We start from the raw sequence: 21,324 nt of genomic DNA on the forward strand, positions 1-21,324 counted from the left end.
GACGGCCCGGGACGGTACCGTTCACTGGCGAGCGGGGTCCGTGCCCCGTCGGCCAGCGCGAATCGCCTGTACGAGATGGAGTGGCACCGGATGCAGCACGCAGTGGGGTCTCCGCTGCCGCCGCCCCACCAGCCGGGGCAAGGACCGGGCGCCGACTGGTCGTCGGCCGCCCCGCACGCGGGGCAGCAACACCCGGGCGCGCACCCGCCGGCACCGGTCTACACCGGGGGAGCACCATCCGGGCCGGGTCCGCAGGCGCCGCAGCATCCGCCTGTCCCACAGCACGCTCCCGTGCCGCAGCACGCCCCCGTCCCGCAGCACGTGCCGGTGCCGCCCGCGCACGACACGACCGGCCATGTGCAGCTGCCCCAGGGCGACTTCGTCCCCACGCCGGGACCGCCGCCCGCCACCGGGCCCGTCGACCCCGCCGCCGCGCCCCTCGCCGTGCTGCTGATCGGCCCCGCCGGTGCCGGGAAGACGAGCGTCGCGAAGTACTGGGCGGACCATCGCCGGGTGCCCACCGCGCACATCAGCCTCGACGACGTACGCGAATGGGTCCGCTCGGGGTTCGCCGACCCGCAGTCGGGATGGAACGACCACTCGGAGGCGCAGTACCGCCTCGCCCGACGCACCTGCGGCTTCGCCGCGCGGAACTTCCTGGCCAACGGCATCTCGTGCATCCTCGACGACGCGGTGTTCCCCGATCGTCCGGTTGTCGGCCTCGGCGGGTGGAAGCGGCACGTGGGGCCCGGTCTGCTCCCGGTGGTGCTGCTGCCCGGTCTGGAGGTCGTCCTCGAGCGCAACGCCGAGCGTTCCGGCAACCGGCGGCTCACGGACGAGGAGGTTGCCCGCATCCATGGGCGGATGGCGGGCTGGTACGGCTCCGGGCTTCCGATCATCGACAACTCGCAGCTCGATGTTCCCGCGACGGCTCGGGTGCTGGACGACGTCCTCGCGCGGCTGCTGGCCAGCCCGCCGAAGTGGTAGCGCAGGGTACGCGTGCTGCCAGGCCTGCGCCTGCGGGATCCTTCACGGGGCGGGGTGGGCCGAAGGAGTGGTCGCCCCCGCCGCCCTTACCCGTCCCATCCCTGGGGGCTGCGCCCCCAGACCCCCCTTTTCGCGCTGAACGCGCTCGTCCTCGAACGCCGGACGGGCTGGTTGGTCAGCCCCTCCGGCGTTTGAGGAGCGGTGCGGGGCGGAGCCCCCGTTCGGCCCTCCCCGACCGGCGCCAGCCCTGCTGCGCTCTTACGCTCGGGGCATGTCAGAGGTGTACGCGGCGCGCAGAGCGCGGCTTCGGGAGCGGTGTCACGCGGGCGGCAGTGCGGGAGCCTTGGTCTCCCGAGCCGCCAATGTGCGGTATCTCGCGGGCGCCGCCCCGCAGGGAGCCGTACTGCTGCTGGGAAAACGCGAGGACCTGCTCGTGTGCGCGGGGCCCGAGGGCAGCCGTCCCGACGGGGCGCTGCGCGTGCACGCGCTGTCCGCGCCCGGCGGCGATCCGGCCGTCGCCGCCGCCGATCTCGCCGCCGCGCAGGGCACCGAGTCCCTGGCCGTCGAGGAGCACCATCTGACCGTGACGCGGCACCGGGCCATCGGCTCGGTCGCCCCCCGGCTGCGTCTCGCCGACCTCGGTGGCGCGGTGGAGCAGCTCCGCGTGGTCAAGGACGAGGAGGAGATCGCCTGTCTGCGGATCGCCGCCGAGATCGCCGACCAGGCACTCGGCGAGCTGCTGGAGTCGATTCTCGTCGGGCGTACGGAAAGACACCTCGCCCTGGAACTCGAGCGGCGGCTCGTCGATCACGGCGCCGACGGCCCCGCCTTCGCGACCGCCGTCGCGACCGGGCCCCACTCCGGCCGCCGGGGGCACCGGCCCACGGATCGGCGGGTGGAAGAAGGAGACTTCCTCTCTGTCTGTCTCGGCGCCGTGTATCGCGGATACCGCTGTGAAATCGGCCGCACATTCGTCATCGGGACCTCGCCGGCCGACTGGCAGATCGAGCTCTACGACCTCGTCTTCGCAGCCCAGCGCGCCGGACGCGAGGCACTGGCACCCGGCGCCGCCTACCGCGACGTGGACCGCGCGGCACGCCAGGTTCTGGACTCCGCGGGGTACGTCGACCGCCTTTCGGAGCTCTCCGGACACGGTGTGGGCCTCGAAATCGAGGAGGAGCCGCAGCTCGCCCCCGCAGCCATGGGTAAACTGGACGCTTGCGTGCCGGTCACCGTCGAACCGGGGGTCCACCTCCCGGGCCGGGGCGGTGTCCGGATCGATGACACGCTCGTCGTACGCCCTGAGGCGGACGGCGGACCCGAGCTACTTACCATCACGACCAAGGAACTGCTCGCGCTCTAGCTTCGAGCTGTCGCGTCTGCCCCGGGGTCGTCCACGTCAGTCCAGGAGATTCCGCAACCGTGGCTTCCACGAACGACCTCAAGAACGGCCTGGTGCTCAAGCTCGACGGGGGCCAGCTCTGGTCCGTCGTCGAGTTCCAGCACGTCAAGCCCGGCAAGGGCCCGGCCTTCGTGCGCACCAAGCTCAAGAACGTGCTCTCCGGCAAGGTCGTCGACAAGACGTTCAACGCCGGCGTCAAGGTCGAGACGGCCACTGTCGACAAGCGTGACATGCAGTTCTCCTACATGGACGGCGAGTACTTCGTCTTCATGGACATGGAGACGTACGACCAGCTCATGGTGGACCGCAAGGCCGTCGCCGACGCCGCCAACTTCCTGATCGAGGGCTTCACGGCCACGGTCGCGCAGCACGAGGGCGAGGTGCTCTTCGTCGAGCTGCCGGCCGCCGTCGAGCTCGTGGTCCAGGAGACCGAGCCGGGTGTCCAGGGCGACCGCTCCACGGGCGGCACCAAGCCGGCCACGCTGGAGACGGGCCACCAGATCCAGGTCCCGCTCTTCATCACCACTGGTGAGAAGATCAAGGTCGACACGCGTACGAGTGACTACCTCGGCCGGGTGAACAGCTAACCGTGGCTGCCCGCAACACGGCCCGCAAGCGTGCCTTCCAGATCCTCTTCGAGGGCGACCAGCGCGGGGTCGATGTCCAGACGGTCCTCGGGGACTGGATCCGGCTGTCCCATGCCGATACCCGCCAGCCCCCGGTCAGCGAGTACACGATGCAGCTCGTCGAGGGGTACGCGCAGCACGCCAAGCGCATCGACGAGCTGATCGCGCAGTACTCGGTCGGCTGGACGCTCGACAGGATGCCGGTCGTCGACCGCAACATCCTGCGCCTCGGCGCCTACGAGCTGATCTGGGTCGACGAGACCCCGGACGCGGTCGTCCTCGACGAGATGGTGCAGCTGGCCAAGGAGTTCTCCACGGACGAGTCGCCCTCGTTCGTGAACGGCCTCCTCGGCCGGTTCAAGGACCTGAAGTCCTCGCTTCGCCGCGAATAGCTCCGCTGGATACGCCGGGGAACTGCGGTCGTATGTGATGTGCGGGCCGCCTGTGGCTGATCGCGCAGTTCCCCGCGCCCCTTCGGGCGCGGACTCGCCGGAGGGCCCACAGCGACACGCTGTGGGCCCTCCGCGTTCACCTGTGCCTCTGAGGCCCTCCAGGCCCGCGGAACGCCGCCGGGGTGGCCCGAACCCTTAGGTTCCGGCCACCCCGGCGGCACGTTTCTGCTCAACGGCTGAAAGCCGTCGGGCTCAGTTCTCCTCGTGGGAGACGGCGCGGCGCGCGTCCGCGTCCAGAACGCCCCAGCTGATCAGCTGCTCGGTCAGGACCGAGGGCGACTGGTCGTAGATGACGGCGAGGGTGCGCAGGTCGTCCTGGCGGATCGACAGCACCTTGCCGTTGTAGTCGCCGCGCTGGGACTGGATCGTCGCGGCATAGCGCTGCAGGGGGCCCGCCTTCTCGGCCGGCACATGGGCCAGCCGCTCAAGGTCGAGCACGAGCTTCGGCGGCGGCTCGGCGGCCCCGCCCGGCGTGGTGCCCGGCAGCAGCTCCTGCACGGGAACCCCGTAGAAATCCGCCAGCTCGGCGAGGCGCTGCACGGTCACGGCACGGTCGCCGCGCTCGTACGAACCGACCACGACCGCCTTCCAGCGTCCCTGGGACTTCTCCTCGACACCGTGGAGGGAAAGGCCCTGCTGGGTGCGGATCGCCCGGAGCTTGGCCCCGAGCTGTTTGGCGTATTCGCTGGACATATAGCTCCCGGACACAGTGTCGACGTGCGGACGAGCCGCGCGGCTGGTGACTCACTGTGAGGTTACGCAGCGTTACTCTTCCCCGTCAAGCCGAATGGTCCCGCCCGACCCTTCCGTACGGGACGACGTGCGGTTACGGCAGTCGGGTGACCTCTGACGCCCATGCGGTGATCAGGTGCGTTGCGCGGACTGGTACCGTGGATGGCGCAATTCCGACGTCCTTTAATGATCCGTCCCGTGAGGCGGAGAAGGAGGTCCGTTTCGTATGGACTCAGAGCAGGACAAGCAGCAGTACGAGGCCGACGCGCGGCCCGTGCTGGAAGCCCCCGACATCGCGCGGGTGCTGACCCGCATCGCCCACGAGATCGTCGAACGCGCCAAGGGCGCCGACGACGTGGTGCTCCTCGGCATTCCGACCCGGGGCGTCTTCCTCGCCCAGCGGCTCGCCGCCAAGCTGGCGGAGATCACCGACCGCAAGATCCCGGTCGGTTCGCTCGACATCACCATGTACCGCGACGACCTGCGCATGCACCCGCCGCGCGCGCTGGCCCGCACCGACATCCCCGGTGACGGCCTCGACGGCAGACTGGTCGTCCTCGTCGACGACGTGCTCTTCTCCGGCCGCACCATCCGTGCCGCCCTCGACGCCCTGAACGACCTCGGGCGCCCGCGCGCGGTGCAGCTGGCGGTCCTCGTCGACCGTGGACACCGCGAACTGCCCATCCGTGCCGACTACGTCGGCAAGAACCTCCCCACGTCGCTGCGGGAGACGGTCAAGGTCCAGCTCGCCGAGGAGGACGGTCGGGACACCGTGCTGCTCGGTGCGAAGCAGACCGCCCAGCAGTAGCACGCGCGCGTGCGGTCCCGCGCCGTACGCCACCCCGCGATGCCCCTGCCTGCCCGGAATCTCCTGAACTTCCTTACGGAGCCTGAAAGATGCAGCGTCATCTCATCTCGGCCGCCGACCTCACCCGCGACGACGCCGTCCTGATCCTCGACACCGCCGAGGAGATGGCCCGGGTCGCCGACCGGCCGATCAAGAAACTGCCGACCCTGCGCGGCCGTACTGTGGTCAACCTCTTCTTCGAGGACTCGACACGGACCCGGATCTCCTTCGAGGCCGCGGAGAAGCGTCTGTCCGCGGACGTCATCAACTTCACCGCCAAGGGATCGAGCGTCTCCAAGGGCGAGTCCCTGAAGGACACCGCCCAGACCCTCGAGGCCATGGGTGTCGACGCCGTCGTCATTCGGCACGGCGCCTCGGGCGCCCCCTACCGGCTCGCCACCTCCGGCTGGATCGACGCGGCCGTCATCAACGCCGGCGACGGCACCCACCAGCACCCCACGCAGGCCCTGCTCGACGCCTTCACCATGCGCCGCCGACTGGTCGGCCGGGACGCGGGCATCGGCCAGGACCTCGCCGGCAAGCGCATCACCCTGGTCGGCGACATCCTGCACAGCCGCGTCGCCCGCTCCAACGTCGACCTGCTGCACACCCTCGGCGCCGAGGTCACCCTGGTCGCCCCGCCGACCCTGGTGCCGGTCGGCGTCGAGAGCTGGCCCTGCGAGGTCTCGTACGACCTCGACAGCACGCTGCCCAAGTCCGACGCGGTGATGCTGCTGCGCGTGCAGCGGGAGCGCATGAACGCCGCGTTCTTCCCGACCGAGCGCGAGTACTCGCGGCGCTACGGCCTCGACGGCGACCGTATGGCGCGGATGCCGGAGCACGCCATCGTGATGCACCCCGGGCCGATGGTCCGGGGCATGGAGATCACCGCCGAGGTCGCCGACTCGGAGCGCTGCACGGCGATCGAGCAGGTCACCAACGGTGTCTCCATCCGCATGGCCGTGCTCTATCTGCTGCTCGGCGGCAACGAACCCGCCGTCACCCACCCGTCGCCCACCGCCACCCTTTCAACGAGGCGCCTCGCGCCCGCCTCTGAATTCCGTACCGAGGAGAAGTAAGACACATGGGCAAGATCCTTATTCGTGGTGCGCGGGTGCTCGGTGGCGAGCCGCAGGATGTGCTCGTCGACGGTGAGACCATCGCCGCTGTCGGTGCCGGGCTGTCCGCCGAGGGTGCCGAGGTCGTCGAGGCCGACGGGAAGGTGCTGCTGCCGGGGCTCGTCGACCTGCACACCCATCTGCGGGAGCCGGGGCGCGAGGACTCCGAGACGGTACTGACCGGGACCCGGGCCGCCGCGAGCGGCGGCTACACGGCCGTGTTCGCCATGGCCAACACCTTCCCGGTCGCCGACACCGCCGGTGTGGTCGAGCAGGTCTACCGGCTCGGGCAGGAGCACGGCTACTGCGACGTCCAGCCCATCGGCGCCGTCACCGTCGGCCTGGAGGGCAAGAAGCTCGCCGAGCTGGGCGCCATGCACGAGTCGGCCGCCGGTGTCACCGTCTTCTCCGACGACGGCAAGTGCGTGGACGACGCCGTGATCATGCGCCGGGCCCTGGAGTACGTGAAGGCCTTCGGCGGTGTTGTCGCCCAGCACGCGCAGGAGCCGCGGCTGACCGAGGGCGCCCAGATGAACGAGGGCGTCGTCTCCGCCGAGCTGGGGCTCGGAGGGTGGCCCGCCGTCGCCGAGGAGTCGGTCATCGCGCGCGATGTGCTGCTCGCCGAGCACGTCGGCTCCCGCGTCCACATCTGCCATCTGTCGACCGCCGGGTCCGTCGAGATCGTCCGCTGGGCCAAGTCCCGGGGCATCGACGTCACCGCCGAGGTCACCCCGCACCACCTCCTCCTCACCGACGAGCTGGTCCGGACGTACAACCCGGTCTACAAGGTGAACCCGCCGCTGCGCACCGAGCGCGACGTGCTGGCCCTGCGCGAGGCGCTCGCCGACGGCACGATCGACATCGTCGCCACCGACCACGCCCCGCACCCGCACGAGGACAAGGACTGCGAGTGGGCCGCCGCCGCCATGGGCATGGTCGGCCTGGAGACCGCGTTGTCAGTGGTCCAGGAGACGATGGTGGACACCGGACTCCTCGACTGGGCGACCGTCGCCGACCGCATGTCCTTCGCCCCCGCGCGCATCGGGCGGGCGACCGGTCACGGCCGCCCCGTCTCGGCAGGTGAGCCCGCCAACCTCACCCTCGTCGACACGGCATACCGTGGGTCGGTGGACCCCGCGGGCTTCGCCTCCCGCAGCCGCAACACCCCGTACGAGGGGCGTGAGCTGCCGGGCCGTGTCACGCACACGTGGCTCCGGGGCAAGGCCACGCTCGTCGACGGGAAGCTCGCGTGACATCACTGCCGCATTTGACCTACGTCGCCGCCGAACAGAAATCGGCGGAGGTGACCGACTGGGCCGCCCGGGTGGGCTGGCTGGTCGGGCTCGCGCTCTTCGTCGCGCTCATCTACTGGCTGATGCGCGAGGGCTGGAAGTGGCGCGGCACGCTCCAGGGCGACCTGCCCGAGCTGCCTGTCGCGCCGGACGAGCCCGGTGCGGCGACACTGACTGTGTTGTCGATGAGCGGCCGCTACCACGGCTCCACCACCGCGGGGCAGTGGCTGGACCGCATCGTGGCGCACGGCCTCGGCACCCGCAGCCGGGTCGAGCTGACACTCACGGACGCGGGACTGGACGTCGTACGCCCCGGCGCGACCGACTTCTACGTCCCCCTGGAGGCGCTGCGCGAGGCCCGGCTCGACAAGGGCATCGCCGGCAAGGTCCTCACCGAGGGCGGCCTGCTGGTCGTGACCTGGGAGCACGGCGGCAAGCTGCTCGACTCCGGGTTCCGCTCCGACCGCGCGGCCGAGCACGGCGAGTGGGTCCGGACCCTGAACCAGATGATCAACAAGACGACGGAAACGGAAGGCGCACGATGACGACCTCCACCCGGGGAGCCAGCAAAACTCCCGCCGTACTCGTCCTGGAGGACGGCCGGATCTTCCGCGGCCGTGCCTACGGGGCCGTGGGGGTGACCTTCGGAGAGGCCGTCTTCTCCACCGGCATGACCGGCTACCAGGAGACCCTCACCGACCCGTCGTACCACCGCCAGGTGGTCGTCATGACCGCCCCGCACGTCGGCAACACCGGCGTCAACGACGAGGACCCCGAGTCGCAGCGCATCTGGGTCGCGGGCTATGTCGTACGCGACCCCGCGCGCGTGCCCTCCAACTGGCGCTCCCGGCGCTCCCTCGACGAGGAACTGCGGGGGCAGGGCGTGGTCGGTATCTCCGGCGTCGACACGCGCGCGTTGACGCGTCATCTGCGCGAGCGCGGTGCCATGCGCGTCGGCATCTTCTCCGGCAACGCGCTGCCCGACGACGGCACCATGCTCGCCGAGGTGCGCCAGGCCCCGGAGATGACGGGCGCCGATCTCTCGGCCGAGGTCGCCACCAAGGAGACGTACGTCGTCCCCGCGATCGGTGAGAAGAAGTTCACCGTCGCCGCCGTCGACCTCGGCATCAAGGGCATGACCCCGCACCGGATGGCCGAACGCGGCATCGAGGTGCACGTGCTGCCCGCCACGGCGACCGTGGAGGACGTGTACGCCGTCGACCCCGACGGGGTGTTCTTCTCCAACGGCCCCGGCGACCCGGCCACCGCCGACCACCCCGTCTCCGTCATGCGGGCGGTCCTGGAGCGCGGCACGCCGCTCTTCGGGATCTGCTTCGGCAACCAGATCCTGGGCCGGGCCCTCGGCTTCGGCACGTACAAGCTGAAGTACGGCCACCGAGGCATCAACCAGCCCGTCCAGGACCGTACGACCGGCAAGGTCGAGGTCACCGCCCACAACCACGGCTTCGCCGTGGACGCGCCGCTCGACAAGGTCTCCGACACCCCCTACGGGCGCGCCGAGGTCTCGCACGTCTGTCTGAACGACCAGGTCGTGGAAGGGCTCCAGCTGCTCGACCGGCCCGCGTTCAGCGTCCAGTACCACCCCGAGGCAGCGGCGGGCCCGCACGACGCCGCCTACCTGTTCGACCGCTTCACCGCACTGATGGAGGGCCAGCGTGCCTAAGCGCACCGATATCCAGTCCGTCCTGGTCATCGGCTCCGGCCCGATCGTCATCGGCCAGGCCGCCGAGTTCGACTACTCCGGCACCCAGGCGTGCCGCATCCTGCGCGCCGAGGGCCTCAGGGTCATCCTCGTCAACTCCAACCCGGCGACGATCATGACCGACCCGGAGATCGCCGACGCGACCTACGTCGAGCCGATCACCCCCGAGTTCGTCGAGAAGATCATCGCCAAGGAGCGCCCGGACGCCCTCCTGCCCACCCTGGGCGGCCAGACGGCCCTGAACACCGCGATCTCCATGCACGAGCAGGGTGTGCTGGAGAAATACGGTGTCGAGCTGATCGGCGCCAACGTCGAAGCGATCAACAAGGGCGAGGACCGCGACCTCTTCAAGGGCGTCGTCGAGGCCGTCCGCGCGAAGATCGGGCACGGCGAGTCCGCCCGTTCGGTCATCTGCCACTCCATGGACGACGTCATCGCGGGCGTTGAGACGCTCGGCGGCTACCCCGTCGTCGTCCGCCCCTCCTTCACCATGGGCGGCGCCGGGTCCGGCTTCGCGCACGACGAGGAGGAGCTGCGCCGCATCGCCGGCCAGGGCCTGACCCTGTCGCCGACCACCGAGGTGCTCCTGGAGGAGTCCATCCTCGGCTGGAAGGAGTACGAGCTGGAGCTGATGCGCGACAAGCACGACAACGTGGTGGTCGTCTGTTCCATCGAGAACTTCGACCCCATGGGCGTGCACACCGGCGACTCCATCACCGTCGCGCCCTCGATGACGCTGACCGACCGCGAGTACCAGCGCCTGCGTGACATCGGCATCGCGATCATCCGCGAGGTCGGGGTCGACACCGGCGGCTGCAACATCCAGTTCGCGATCAACCCGGACGACGGCCGGATCATCGTCATCGAGATGAACCCGCGCGTGTCGCGCTCCTCGGCCCTCGCGTCGAAGGCGACCGGCTTCCCGATCGCCAAGATCGCCGCCAAGCTGGCCGTCGGCTACACCCTCGACGAGATCCCGAACGACATCACCGAGAAGACCCCGGCCTCCTTCGAACCGACGCTCGACTACGTCGTCGTGAAGGCGCCCCGGTTCGCCTTCGAGAAGTTCCCGTCGGCCGACTCCACCCTCACCACGACCATGAAGTCCGTCGGCGAGGCCATGGCCATCGGCCGCAACTTCACCGAGGCCCTGCAGAAGGCGCTGCGCTCGCTGGAGAAGAAGGGCAGCCAGTTCACCTTCGTCGGCGAGCCCGGCGACAAGGCCGAACTGCTGGCCGAGGCGGTACGGCCGACCGACGGACGTATCAACTCCGTCATGCAGGCCATCCGTGCGGGTGCCACCCCCGAGGAGGTCTTCGAGGCCACGAAGATCGACCCGTGGTTCGTCGACCAGCTGTTCCTGATCAAGGAGATCGCGGACGAGCTGGCCGAGGCGGAGCGCCTCGACCCCGACCTCCTGGCCGAGGCCAAGCGGCACGGGTTCTCCGACCAGCAGATCGCCGAGATCAGGGGCCTGCGCGAGGACGTCGTGCGCGAGGTGCGGCACGCGCTGGGCGTGCGCCCGGTGTACAAGACGGTCGACACGTGCGCCGCCGAGTTCGCGGCGAAGACGCCGTACTTCTACTCCTCGTACGACGAGGAGAGCGAGGTCGCGCCGCGCGAGAAGCCGGCCGTCATCATCCTCGGCTCCGGCCCCAACCGCATCGGCCAGGGCATCGAGTTCGACTACTCCTGTGTCCACGCCTCCTTCGCCCTGAGCGACGCCGGCTACGAGACCGTGATGGTCAACTGCAACCCCGAGACCGTCTCCACGGACTACGACACCTCCGACCGCCTGTACTTCGAGCCGCTGACCCTCGAGGACGTCCTGGAGATCGTCCACGCCGAGTCCCTCGCAGGTCCGATCGCGGGCGTGATCGTGCAGCTCGGCGGCCAGACGCCGCTGGGCCTCGCGCAGGCCCTCAAGGACAACGGCGTGCCGGTCGTGGGCACCTCGCCCGAGGCCATCCACGCCGCCGAGGACCGGGGCGCCTTCGGCCGCGTCCTCGCGGAGGCCGGCCTCCCGGCCCCCAAGCACGGCACGGCGACCACCTTCGCCGAGGCCAAGGCCATCGCCGACGAGATCGGCTACCCGGTCCTCGTCCGGCCGTCGTACGTCCTCGGCGGGCGCGGCATGGAGATCGTGTACGACGAGACCCGGCTGTCGTCCTACATCGCCGAGTCGACCGAGATCAGCCCCTCCCGCCCGGTCCTGGTCGACCGCTTCCTCGACGACGCGATCGAGATCGACGTCGACGCCCTGTACGACGGCGAGGAGCTGTACCTCGGCGGCGTCATGGAGCACATCGAGGAGGCCGGTATCCACTCCGGCGACTCGGCGTGCGCGCTGCCCCCGATCACACTGGGCGGCTTCGACATCAAGCGGCTGCGGACCTCCACGGAGGCCATCGCGCGCGGGGTCGGCGTCCGGGGCCTGATCAACATCCAGTTCGCGCTGGCCGGCGACATCCTCTACGTCCTGGAGGCCAACCCTCGCGCGTCCCGTACGGTCCCCTTCACCTCGAAGGCGACCGCGGTGCCCCTGGCGAAGGCCGCGGCCCGGATCTCGCTCGGCGCGACCGTCGCCGAACTGCGGGCCGAGGGACTGCTCCCGGCGCACGGCGACGGCGGTGAACTGCCGCTGGACGCGCCGATCTCCGTCAAGGAGGCCGTCATGCCCTGGAACCGCTTCCGCGACACCTCGGGCCGCGGCGTCGACACCGTGCTCGGCCCGGAGATGCGCTCCACCGGCGAGGTCATGGGCATCGACTCCGTCTTCGGCACGGCGTACGCCAAGTCGCAGGCGGGGGCGTACGGGCCGCTGCCGACGAAGGGGCGCGCGTTCATCTCGGTCGCCAACCGCGACAAGCGTTCGATGATCTTCCCGGCCCGGGAACTGGTCGCGCACGGCTTCGAACTGTTCGCCACCTCCGGCACGGCCGAGGTCCTCAGGCGCAATGGCCTCAACGCGAAGGTCGTCCGCAAGCAGAACGAGGGCACGGGTCCCAACGGTGAGAAGACCATCGTCCAGCTCATCCACGACGGCGAGGTCGACCTCATCGTCAACACCCCGTACGGCACCGGTGGCCGCCTCGACGGCTACGAGATCCGTACGGCGGCCGTGGCGCGCTCCGTGCCCTGCCTGACGACCGTCCAGGCGCTCGCCGCGGCGGTCCAGGGCATCGACGCCCTCAACCGCGGTGACGTGGGCGTGCGTTCCCTCCAGGAACACGCCGAACATCTGACCGCGGCCCGCGACTAGCAAGCCTTCAGGGGGACACCGGAAACGGTGTCCCCCTCCTTATGAGGCCTCGTCGTGAGGCCGTTTCGAGGACACCACCATGTACAAGCTGTTCTTCCGTCTCGTCTTTACACGGATGGACCCCGAAGAGGCCCACTATCTCGCCTTCCGCTGGATCCGCCTCGCCGCGCGCGTCCCTGTACTGCGGACGTTCGTCGCCGCCGCGCTGGCGCCCCGCTACGAGGAACTGCGCACTGAGGCGTTCGGACTGCGGATGCACGGGCCCTTCGGGCTCGCGGCCGGCTTCGACAAGAACGCCGTCGCGATCGACGGGATGTCGATGCTCGGCTTCGACCACGTCGAGATCGGCACGGTCACGGGCGAGCCGCAGTCCGGCAACCCCAGGAAGCGGCTGTTCCGCCTCGTGCCGGACCGGGCGCTCATCAACCGCATGGGATTCAACAACGAGGGTTCGCTGGCCGTGGCGGCCCGGCTGGCGAGCCGGGAGGCGGTCTTCAGGACCGTCATCGGCGTCAACATCGGCAAGACCAAGGTCGTCCCCGAGGACGAGGCCGTCGCCGACTACGTGAAATCGACCGAGCGGCTCGCCGAGTACGCCGACTACCTCGTCGTCAACGTCAGCTCGCCCAACACGCCCGGCCTGCGCAACCTCCAGGCCACCGAGGCGCTGCGCCCGCTGCTGACCGCCGTCCGCGAGGCCGCCGACCGTACGGTGACCTCGCGCCGTGTCCCACTGCTGGTGAAGATCGCGCCGGACCTCGCCGACGAGGACGTGGACGCCGTCGCCGACCTCGCCGTCGAACTCGGCCTGGACGGGATCATCGCCACGAACACCACCATCGCGCGTGAGGGACTCGGCCTGACCTCCGAGCCCACCCTGGTGAAGGAGACCGGCGGCCTCTCCGGCGCACCCCTCAAGGCGCGCTCCCTGGAGGTGCTGCGCCGCCTCTACGCGCGCGTGGGCGACCGGATCACCCTGGTGGGCGTCGGCGGCATCGAGAACGCCGAGGACGCCTGGCAGCGCATCCTGGCCGGCGCCACCCTCGTACAGGGCTACAGCGCCTTCGTCTACGAGGGTCCCTTCTGGGGACGCGGCATCCACAAGGGCCTCGCCGCCCGCCTCCGTACGAGCCCGTACGCCACCCTCGCCGACGCGGTCGGCGCCGACGTGAGGAAGACCGCATGACAGTCCTGGAACCCTTCGGCGCCCGGCTGCGCCGCGCCATGGACGAGCGCGGCCCCCTCTGTGTCGGCATCGACCCGCACGCCTCGCTGCTGCTCGACTGGGGGCTGAACGACGACATCGCCGGCCTGGAGCGGTTCAGCCGCACCGTCGTCGAGGCGCTGGCCGGGCGGGTCGCGGTGCTGAAGCCGCAGAGCGCGTTCTTCGAGCGGTTCGGCTCGCGCGGGGTCGCGGTACTGGAGACGACGGTCCAGGAGGCGCGGGACGCCGGCACGCTGGTGGTGATGGACGCCAAGCGCGGCGACATCGGATCCACCATGGCCGCGTACGCCGCCGCGTTCCTCGAGAAGGGCGCCCCGCTGTTCTCGGACGCGCTCACCGTCTCGCCCTACCTCGGCTACGGCTCGCTGCAGCCGGCGGTCGACCTCGCGCGGGAGAGCGGCGCGGGCCTGTTCGTCCTGGCGCTGACCTCGAACCCCGAGGGCGGTCAGGTGCAGCACGCGGTTCGCGAGGACGGGCTGAACGTCGGCGCGACCATGCTGGCGTACCTCGCCGCGGAGAACGCGGGGGAGCGGCCCATGGGTTCCTTCGGAGCGGTCGTCGGAGCCACACTCGGCGACCTCTCGTCCTACGACCTCGACATCAACGGACCTCTCCTGGCACCCGGAGTCGGCGCCCAGGGAGCAACCCCGGCCGACCTTCCCGGGGTGTTCGGCGCCGCGCTGCGCAACGTGGTTCCGAACGTCAGCCGAGGTGTTCTGCGTCACGGTCCCGATCTCGTCGCTCTTCGGGACGCATCGGACCGCTTCGCGGACGAGATCCGAGCCGCCATGGCCGCCACCTGAGGATTCGCGCGGAGCGGTGCAGTCCTCCGATGAGTGACTTCAGGACGCCTTGAGACTGAATACATTCTCAAATCCAGGGCAATATGACCGAAATATCCGACCTGGCAAAGGCTGACCAGGACTTTTCCGCTGTTCTCGCTGACTCTGGCGGACTTGGCCGCTAGTCTCCGACGAGAGTCAACGAGCGAGCACGTTGTTCGTAGCTCACCAGGTGAGGGGTTACTGGCTTCCTCACCGGTCCGTATCCGACAGTTCGACATCCGAGGTGACGTAGGCGTGGCTCTTCCGCCCCTTACCCCTGAACAGCGCGCAGCCGCGCTCGAAAAGGCCGCCGCGGCTCGCCGGGAGCGGGCCGAGGTCAAGAATCGACTCAAGCACTCCGGCGCCTCCCTTCACGAGGTCATCAAGCAGGGCCAGGAGAACGACGTCATCGGCAAGATGAAGGTCTCCGCCCTGCTCGAATCGCTTCCGGGCGTGGGCAAGGTCCGCGCCAAGCAGATCATGGAGCGACTCGGTATCTCCGAGAGCCGCCGGGTGCGTGGCCTCGGCTCCAACCAGATCGCCTCCCTGGAGCGCGAGTTCGGCAGCACCGGCTCCTGAGTCCTGGCACCCCGGGATTCCTGGAATAATCGCCGTATGGCTGCAACATTCCGGGGGACGACCCCCGAGCCCCCGGACGTACGTCCGCGGCTGACCGTGCTCTCCGGCCCTTCGGGCGTCGGCAAGAGCACGGTCGTCGTCCATATGCGCAAGGAACATCCCGAGGTCTGGCTCTCGGTGTCGGCGACGACCCGTAAGCCGCGCCCCGGTGAACAGCACGGCGTCCACTACTTCTTCGTCACAGACGAGGAGATGGACAAGCTGATCGCCAACGGCGAGCTCCTCGAATGGGCCGAGTTCGCCGGCAACCGCTACGGCACGCCGCGTGCGGCAGTGCTGGAGCGACTGGAGTCCGGCGAGCCGGTCCTCCTGGAGATCGACCTCCAGGGTGCCCGGCAGGTCCGTGAGTCCATGTCGGACGCGCTGCTGGTGTTCCTGGCTCCTCCCTCCTGGGAGGAGCTGGTGCGCAGACTGACCGGGCGGGGCACCGAACCGCCCGAGGTGATCGAACGCCGCCTGGAGGCGGCCAAGGTCGAACTGGCCGCCGAGCCCGAGTTCGACGAGACCCTGGTCAACACCTCCGTCGAGGACGTGGCGCGCGAGCTGCTAGCCTTGATGGAAGTTGTGTGATCGTTTCGATCCCATCCCACCTTTCGGAAGGCAGAGCGTGTCCTCTTCCATCACCGCGCCCGAGGGCATCATCAACCCTCCGATCGACGAGCTTCTCGAGGCCACCGACTCGAAGTACAGCCTGGTGATCTACGCGGCCAAGCGTGCCCGCCAGATCAACGCGTACTACTCGCAGCTCGGCGAGGGCCTCCTCGAGTACGTCGGTCCGCTCGTCGACACCCACGTCCACGAGAAGCCGCTCTCGATCGCGCTGCGCGAGATCAACGCGGGTCTGCTGACGTCCGAGGCCGTCGAGGGCCCCGCGCAGTAGTATTTTCAACTTTTGGTGCACTTATCCACAGGCCCGACAGCCCGACTGTCGGGCCTGTGGTGTGTCATGGACGAGTACCGAGTCAGGTGCCGAGTCAGATGTCGAGTCGCGTATCGAGTCAGGGGAGGCCCGGTGGGCAAGCCGAAGGTCGTACTGGGGGTCAGTGGCGGCATCGCCGCGTACAAGGCCTGCGAGCTGCTGCGGAGACTGACGGAGTCGGGCCATGACGTCCGCGTGGTCCCCACTGCCTCGGCGCTGCACTTCGTCGGCGCCGCGACCTGGTCGGCGCTCTCCGGCCACCCCGTCTCCACGGAGGTCTGGGACGACGTCCAGGAGGTCCCGCACGTCCGCATCGGCCAGCAGGCGGACCTGGTCGTCGTGGCCCCCGCGACGGCCGACATGCTCGCGAAAGCCGCCCACGGCCTGGCCGACGACCTGCTCACCAACACCCTCCTCACCGCCCGGTGTCCCGTCGTCTTCGCCCCCGCCATGCATACGGAGATGTGGGAGCACCCGGCCACCCAGGAGAACGTGGCGACACTGCGCCGCCGTGGCGCTCTCGTCATCGAACCGGCCGTCGGACGCCTCACCGGCGTCGACACCGGCAAGGGGCGCCTGCCCGACCCGGCCGAGATCTTCGAGGTCTGCCGCCGGGTGCTCGCCCGGGGTGTGACGGCGCCCGACCTGGCCGGCCGGCACGTCGTCGTCAGCGCCGGCGGCACCCGTGAACCCCTCGACCCGGTCCGCTTCCTCGGCAACCGCTCCTCCGGCAAGCAGGGATACGCGCTCGCCCGGACGGCCGCCGCGCGAGGCGCCCGGGTCACCCTGATCGCCGCGAACACCGGTCTGCCGGACCCCGCGGGAGTGGACGTCGTGCCGGTGGGGACGGCCGTCCAGCTGCGGGAGGCCGTACTGAAGGCGGCTCCGGACGCCGACGCCGTGGTGATGGCCGCGGCGGTCGCGGACTTCCGCCCGGCGGCCTACGCGGCCGGAAAGATCAAGAAGAAGGACGGAGCGGACCCCGAACCCGTCGTCCTGGTCCGGAATCCGGACATTCTCGCGGAGATTTCGGCCGACCGCGCCCGAGCGGGCCAGGTGGTCGTCGGCTTCGCCGCCGAGACGGACGACGTCCTCGCCAACGGCCGTACGAAGTTGCGGCGCAAGGGGTGCGACCTGCTGGTCGTCAACGAGGTGGGGGAGCGCAGGACCTTCGGTTCCGAGGAGAACGAGGCCGTCGTGCTGGGCGCCGACGGCAGCGAGACCCCGGTGCCGTACGGGCCCAAGGAGGCGCTGGCCGAGATCGTGTGGGACCTGGTTGCCGACCGGTTCGACTGAATGGTTCATTCGCCCCGAGAGATTTCTGACACCCCTCCCACCTCGTGCCTTCGGGGTGACCGGCCCCTGGCGCACACGCCTCGTGATTGGGCAGAATGCCCGTGCCGCAGGTCACGGTGGATCCGAGAGGCGAGACGGAGGGGCCGATGAACGAGCGCGACCGATAAACTGTCCACGGACGACACCGGGCGCAGCTCCCGAGCCGTCCGCCAATGATCAGCCAGCAGCCGCTGCAACCACAGGGAGCGTTGTGTCCCGTCGCCTTTTCACCTCGGAGTCCGTGACCGAAGGTCACCCCGACAAGATCGCTGACCAGATCAGCGACACCATTCTCGACGCGCTTCTGCGCGAAGACCCCACGTCCCGAGTCGCCGTCGAGACGCTGATCACCACCGGCCTGGTCCATGTGGCCGGCGAGGTCACCACCAAGGCCTACGCGCCCATCCCGCAGCTGGTGCGCGACAAGATCCTGGAGATCGGCTACGACTCCTCGAAGAAGGGCTTCGACGGCGCCTCGTGCGGCGTGTCGGTGTCGATCGGTTCGCAGTCGCCGGACATCGCGCAGGGCGTGGACACGGCGTACGAGCAGCGGGTCGAGGGCGACGAGGACGAGCTCGACAAGCAGGGCGCCGGCGACCAGGGCCTGATGTTCGGCTACGCGACGGACGAGACCCCGGAGCTGATGCCGCTCCCGATCCACCTCGCGCACCGTCTCTCGCGCCGTCTGTCCGAGGTCCGCAAGAACGGGACGATCCCGTACCTGCGTCCCGACGGCAAGACCCAGGTCACCATCGAGTACGACGGTGACAAGCCGGTCCGGCTGGACACGGTCGTCGTCTCCTCGCAGCACGCGAGCGACATCGACCTGGACTCCCTCCTCGCTCCCGACATCCGCGAGTTCGTGGTGGAGGCCGAGCTGAAGGCGCTCCTGGACGACGGCATCAAGCTGGAGACCGAGGGCTACCGCCTGCTGGTCAACCCCACCGGCCGCTTCGAGATCGGCGGCCCGATGGGTGACGCGGGCCTGACCGGCCGCAAGATCATCATCGACACGTACGGCGGCATGGCCCGCCACGGTGGCGGCGCCTTCTCGGGCAAGGACCCGTCCAAGGTCGACCGTTCCGCGGCGTACGCGATGCGCTGGGTCGCCAAGAACGTCGTGGCCGCAGGTCTTGCCGCGCGCTGCGAGGTCCAGGTCGCGTACGCGATCGGTAAGGCCGAGCCGGTGGGCCTGTTCGTGGAGACCTTCGGTACGGCCAAGGTCGACGCCGAGAAGATCGAGGCCGCGATCACCACGGTCTTCGACCTCCGCCCGGCCGCGATCATCCGCGACCTCGACCTGCTCCGCCCGATCTACGCCCAGACGGCGGCGTACGGCCACTTCGGCCGCGAGCTGCCCGACTTCACATGGGAGCGCACGGACCGCGTGGACGCGCTGCGCGCGGCGGTGGGTCTGTAAGGCCCGCCGCGGACCGACCGCTCGGTTCCTTCGAAGCCCGGTGCCCTGACGGGGGTGCCGGGCTTCGGCATGTCGGAAATGGCTGGCGGTGCGGCGCCGCGGGTTCCTACTGTGGTGGTCTTCTCCCGGTGCGCTGGCCGCGGTTACTTCGGTGGAGTGCGTCCTTCGGGCGTGCGGTGAATCTGGAAACTCGTGCCGCTGCCGACTTGATCTCGGGAGTGAGGGCGCCGCCCGTTGTCAGTGGCGTTTGGTAAGAATGCAGGCGTGAGCAGCGAGAACGGGCAGGGGAGCGGCGGGGCCCGAGGGGCCGACGGGACGGCGCCGCCCGAGCAGCTTGCGCTGATCCGGGAGAGTGTGCGGCAGGCCAAGGCGCCGAGGGCCAAGCCCCGGACCTGGCGGGGGGCCGCACTCGCCGGGCGACTGCCCGTCGCACGTGTACTGGTCGACAAGGGTGTACTGCACCTCGACCGGTACTTCGACTATGCCGTGCCCGAGGAACTGGACGCCGACGCACAGCCCGGGGTGCGGGTGCGGGTCAGGTTCGGGGCCGGGCGGCACCGGGTGCGGGACGGGCGCCGTGAGGGCGGCGGGCTCATCGACGGGTTCCTTGTCGCGCGGCTCGCCGAATCCGACTACTCCGGGCCGCTGGCCGCGCTGGCCCAGGTCGTGTCACCCGAGGTCGTACTGAGTGAGGAACTGCTCTCGCTGGCCCGGGCGGTTGCCGACCGGTACGCGGGAAGCCTCGCCGATGTGCTGCAACTGGCCGTACCGCCGCGCAACGCCCGCGCCGAGAAAGCGGCCTCCCCGGCAGCCCTGCCCGTGGCCGGGGCGCCGGATGCGGGGTCCTGGACGCGGTACGAGCAGGGGGGCGCGTTTCTTGAGGCGCTCGCTTCCGGGAGTGCGCCGCGCGCGGTGTGGAACGCCCTGCCCGGGCCGGAGTGGAGCGACGAACTGGCACGGGCCGTCGGCGCGACGCTCGCCTCGGGGCGCGGAGCGCTCGTCGTCCTGCCGGACGGACGTGCCGTGGCGCGGGTCGACGCCGCCCTGACCGCCCTTCTCGGGGCGGGGCGGCACGCCGTGCTCACCGCCGACGCCGGTCCGGAGAAAAGGTACCGGGAGTGGCTCGCCGTACGACGGGGGGCCGTACGGGCCGTGATCGGGACCCGGGCCGCCATGTTCGCGCCCGTCCGGGACCTGGGGCTCGTCGCCCTCTGGGACGACGGGGACGACAGCCACAGCGAGCAGCACGCCCCGCAGCCGCATGCCCGTGAGGTGCTGTTGCTGCGTGCCGCGCAGGACAAGTGCGCGTTTCTGCTGGGGAGTTGGAGCTGCACGGTGGAGGCCGCGCAGCTCGTCGAGAGCGGGTGGGCCCGGCCGCTGGTCGCCGGCCGGGAACAGGTGCGGGCCGCCGCGCCGCTCGTACGGACCGTAGGGGATGGGGATCTCGCCCGGGACGAGGCCGCCCGGGCCGCACGACTGCCGAGCCTCGCCTGGCAGGCGGTGCGCGACGGGCTGAAGCAGGGGCCGGTACTGGTGCAGGTGCCCCGGCGGGGATACGTACCGAGGCTGGCCTGCGCCCGATGCCGGGAACCCGCTCGGTGCCGGCACTGCGCCGGGCCGATGGAGGCGCGGGACGCCGGGGCGCCGTGGTGCGCGTGGTGCGGGCGGGAGGAGACCGGCTGGCACTGTCCGGAGTGCGGCGGGTTCCGGCTGCGGGCGCAGGTCGTGGGTGCGCGGCGGACCGCCGAGGAGCTGGGGCGGGCGTTTCCGGCCGTGCCGGTGCGGACGTCCGGCCGCGAGCATGTGCTGGACACGGTGCCGGGGACGCCCGCGCTCGTCGTGAGCACGCCCGGTGCCGAGCCCGTCGCCGAGGGCGGCTACGCGGCCGCCCTGCTGCTCGACGGCTGGGCCATGCTCGGGCGTCCCGACCTGCGGGCCGGGGAGGACGCGCTGCGCCGGTGGATGGCGGCCGCGGCGCTCGTCCGCGGACAGGGTGCGTCACGGGGGACGGTCGTCGTGGTCGCCGAGCCCACCTTGCGGCCGGTGCAGGCGCTGGTGCGGTGGGACCCCGTCGGGCACGCCGTTCGGGAGCTGGCGGAGCGTGCCGAGCTGGGGTTTCCGCCAGTGTCCAGGATGGCGTCCGTGGCCGGACCCGCGACGGCTGTCGCCGGGTTCCTCGCTGCGGCCGAACTACCGGGCGACGCCGAGGTGCTGGGGCCGGTGCCGCTGCCGGTCACGACGCCGGGCCGCCCCCGGCGGACGGGGGCGCCGCCGCCCGGTGAGCAGTGGGAACGGGCGCTGATCAGGGTGCCCCCGGGAGGCGGCGCCGCACTCGCCACCGCGCTGAAGTCGGCGCAGGCCGCACGGATGGCCCGGGCGGGGCGTGGTGGTGAGGAGCCCGTGTGGGTGCGGATCGATCCGCCTGACATCGGGTGAGAGTGGGTGTGCCGAGTGGGGTTCGGTGCTGGGCGGGGGTGGGGGACGGGCGGGCGGCTGGGTTCTTGCATGAGGAGGGGGGCGG

Annotated in this window: 19 protein-coding genes; 18 read left to right on the top strand and 1 reads right to left on the bottom strand. The window is 70.5% G+C overall.

The window, feature by feature from the left end; genetic code table 11:
- Window positions 1–90: 90 nt before the first annotated feature.
- The 4 genes from PV396_RS25260 to nusB all read left to right on the top strand — a co-directional run bounded on the left by PV396_RS25260 (window position 91) and on the right by nusB (window position 3,407).
- Window positions 91–987, top strand: coding sequence for a Pro-rich N-terminal domain-containing protein (locus PV396_RS25260; RefSeq protein ID WP_319208224.1), 897 nt, complete (start codon window positions 91–93; stop codon window positions 985–987).
- Window positions 988–1,258: 271 nt separating this feature from the next.
- Complete coding sequence (locus PV396_RS25265) at window positions 1,259–2,350, top strand: M24 family metallopeptidase (protein ID WP_319208226.1); 1,092 nt, start codon at window positions 1,259–1,261, stop codon at window positions 2,348–2,350.
- A 59-nt stretch (window positions 2,351–2,409) separates the two neighbouring features.
- Window positions 2,410–2,976, top strand: a complete 567-nt coding sequence (efp, locus tag PV396_RS25270; protein WP_053744664.1) for an elongation factor P — start codon at window positions 2,410–2,412, stop codon at window positions 2,974–2,976.
- A gap of 2 nt (window positions 2,977–2,978) precedes the next feature.
- A complete protein-coding gene (gene nusB, locus PV396_RS25275; protein WP_319208228.1) occupies window positions 2,979–3,407 on the top strand; it encodes a transcription antitermination factor NusB in 429 nt (142 codons plus the stop codon).
- A gap of 252 nt (window positions 3,408–3,659) precedes the next feature.
- Here the strand turns inward: nusB and bldD are convergent, their stop codons facing one another.
- The gene (gene bldD / locus PV396_RS25280; protein ID WP_019059743.1) at window positions 3,660–4,160 is read right to left on the bottom strand and encodes a transcriptional regulator BldD; all 501 of its coding nucleotides are present in this window, start codon (window positions 4,158–4,160) and stop codon (window positions 3,660–3,662) included.
- Window positions 4,161–4,425: 265 nt separating this feature from the next.
- Between bldD and pyrR the strand changes: the two genes are divergently transcribed.
- The 14 genes from pyrR to PV396_RS25350 all read left to right on the top strand — a co-directional run bounded on the left by pyrR (window position 4,426) and on the right by PV396_RS25350 (window position 21,239).
- A complete protein-coding gene (pyrR, locus tag PV396_RS25285; protein WP_319208229.1) occupies window positions 4,426–5,007 on the top strand; it encodes a bifunctional pyr operon transcriptional regulator/uracil phosphoribosyltransferase PyrR in 582 nt (193 codons plus the stop codon).
- 89 nt (window positions 5,008–5,096) lie between these two features.
- A complete protein-coding gene (locus PV396_RS25290; RefSeq protein ID WP_319208231.1) occupies window positions 5,097–6,125 on the top strand; it encodes an aspartate carbamoyltransferase catalytic subunit in 1,029 nt (342 codons plus the stop codon).
- Between the two features lie 5 nt (window positions 6,126–6,130).
- Window positions 6,131–7,417, top strand: coding sequence for a dihydroorotase (locus PV396_RS25295; RefSeq protein WP_319208233.1), 1,287 nt, complete (start codon window positions 6,131–6,133; stop codon window positions 7,415–7,417).
- Window positions 7,414–8,001, top strand: coding sequence for a hypothetical protein (locus PV396_RS25300; RefSeq protein WP_319208235.1), 588 nt, complete (start codon window positions 7,414–7,416; stop codon window positions 7,999–8,001). The genes PV396_RS25295 and PV396_RS25300 overlap by 4 nt, the downstream gene beginning before the upstream one ends.
- Window positions 7,998–9,140 (top strand): glutamine-hydrolyzing carbamoyl-phosphate synthase small subunit, encoded by a 1,143-nt coding sequence (gene carA / locus PV396_RS25305; protein WP_319208236.1) that lies wholly within the window; start codon window positions 7,998–8,000, stop codon window positions 9,138–9,140. Before PV396_RS25300 ends, carA begins: the two co-directional genes overlap by 4 nt.
- Window positions 9,133–12,441: a carbamoyl-phosphate synthase large subunit gene (carB, locus tag PV396_RS25310; RefSeq protein ID WP_319208238.1), complete on the top strand. Its 3,309-nt coding sequence runs from the start codon at window positions 9,133–9,135 to the stop codon at window positions 12,439–12,441. Before carA ends, carB begins: the two co-directional genes overlap by 8 nt.
- Window positions 12,442–12,520: 79 nt before the next feature.
- Window positions 12,521–13,627, top strand: a complete 1,107-nt coding sequence (locus PV396_RS25315) for a quinone-dependent dihydroorotate dehydrogenase (RefSeq protein ID WP_319208239.1) — start codon at window positions 12,521–12,523, stop codon at window positions 13,625–13,627.
- Window positions 13,624–14,469, top strand: a complete 846-nt coding sequence (pyrF, locus tag PV396_RS25320) for an orotidine-5'-phosphate decarboxylase (RefSeq protein ID WP_319208242.1) — start codon at window positions 13,624–13,626, stop codon at window positions 14,467–14,469. The genes PV396_RS25315 and pyrF overlap by 4 nt, the downstream gene beginning before the upstream one ends.
- Before the next feature lie 276 nt (window positions 14,470–14,745).
- Window positions 14,746–15,069, top strand: a complete 324-nt coding sequence (locus PV396_RS25325) for an integration host factor (protein ID WP_003977346.1) — start codon at window positions 14,746–14,748, stop codon at window positions 15,067–15,069.
- Window positions 15,070–15,105: 36 nt separating this feature from the next.
- The gene (gene gmk / locus PV396_RS25330; protein WP_319208244.1) at window positions 15,106–15,699 is read left to right on the top strand and encodes a guanylate kinase; all 594 of its coding nucleotides are present in this window, start codon (window positions 15,106–15,108) and stop codon (window positions 15,697–15,699) included.
- Window positions 15,700–15,736: 37 nt separating this feature from the next.
- Complete coding sequence (gene rpoZ, locus PV396_RS25335) at window positions 15,737–16,009, top strand: DNA-directed RNA polymerase subunit omega (protein WP_003982715.1); 273 nt, start codon at window positions 15,737–15,739, stop codon at window positions 16,007–16,009.
- Window positions 16,010–16,141: 132 nt separating this feature from the next.
- A complete protein-coding gene (gene coaBC, locus PV396_RS25340; RefSeq protein ID WP_319208246.1) occupies window positions 16,142–17,344 on the top strand; it encodes a bifunctional phosphopantothenoylcysteine decarboxylase/phosphopantothenate--cysteine ligase CoaBC in 1,203 nt (400 codons plus the stop codon).
- Window positions 17,345–17,594: 250 nt separating this feature from the next.
- Window positions 17,595–18,803 carry a methionine adenosyltransferase gene (gene metK, locus PV396_RS25345; RefSeq protein ID WP_319208248.1) on the top strand — a complete coding sequence of 403 codons (1,209 nt, stop codon included), beginning with the start codon at window positions 17,595–17,597 and terminating at the stop codon, window positions 18,801–18,803.
- A 264-nt stretch (window positions 18,804–19,067) separates the two neighbouring features.
- A complete protein-coding gene (locus tag PV396_RS25350; protein ID WP_319208249.1) occupies window positions 19,068–21,239 on the top strand; it encodes a primosomal protein N' in 2,172 nt (723 codons plus the stop codon).
- Window positions 21,240–21,324 lie beyond the last annotated feature (85 nt).

It is taken from the genome of Streptomyces sp. ME02-8801-2C (assembly GCF_033793965.1).
Classification (GTDB): Bacteria; Actinomycetota; Actinomycetes; order Streptomycetales; family Streptomycetaceae; genus Streptomyces.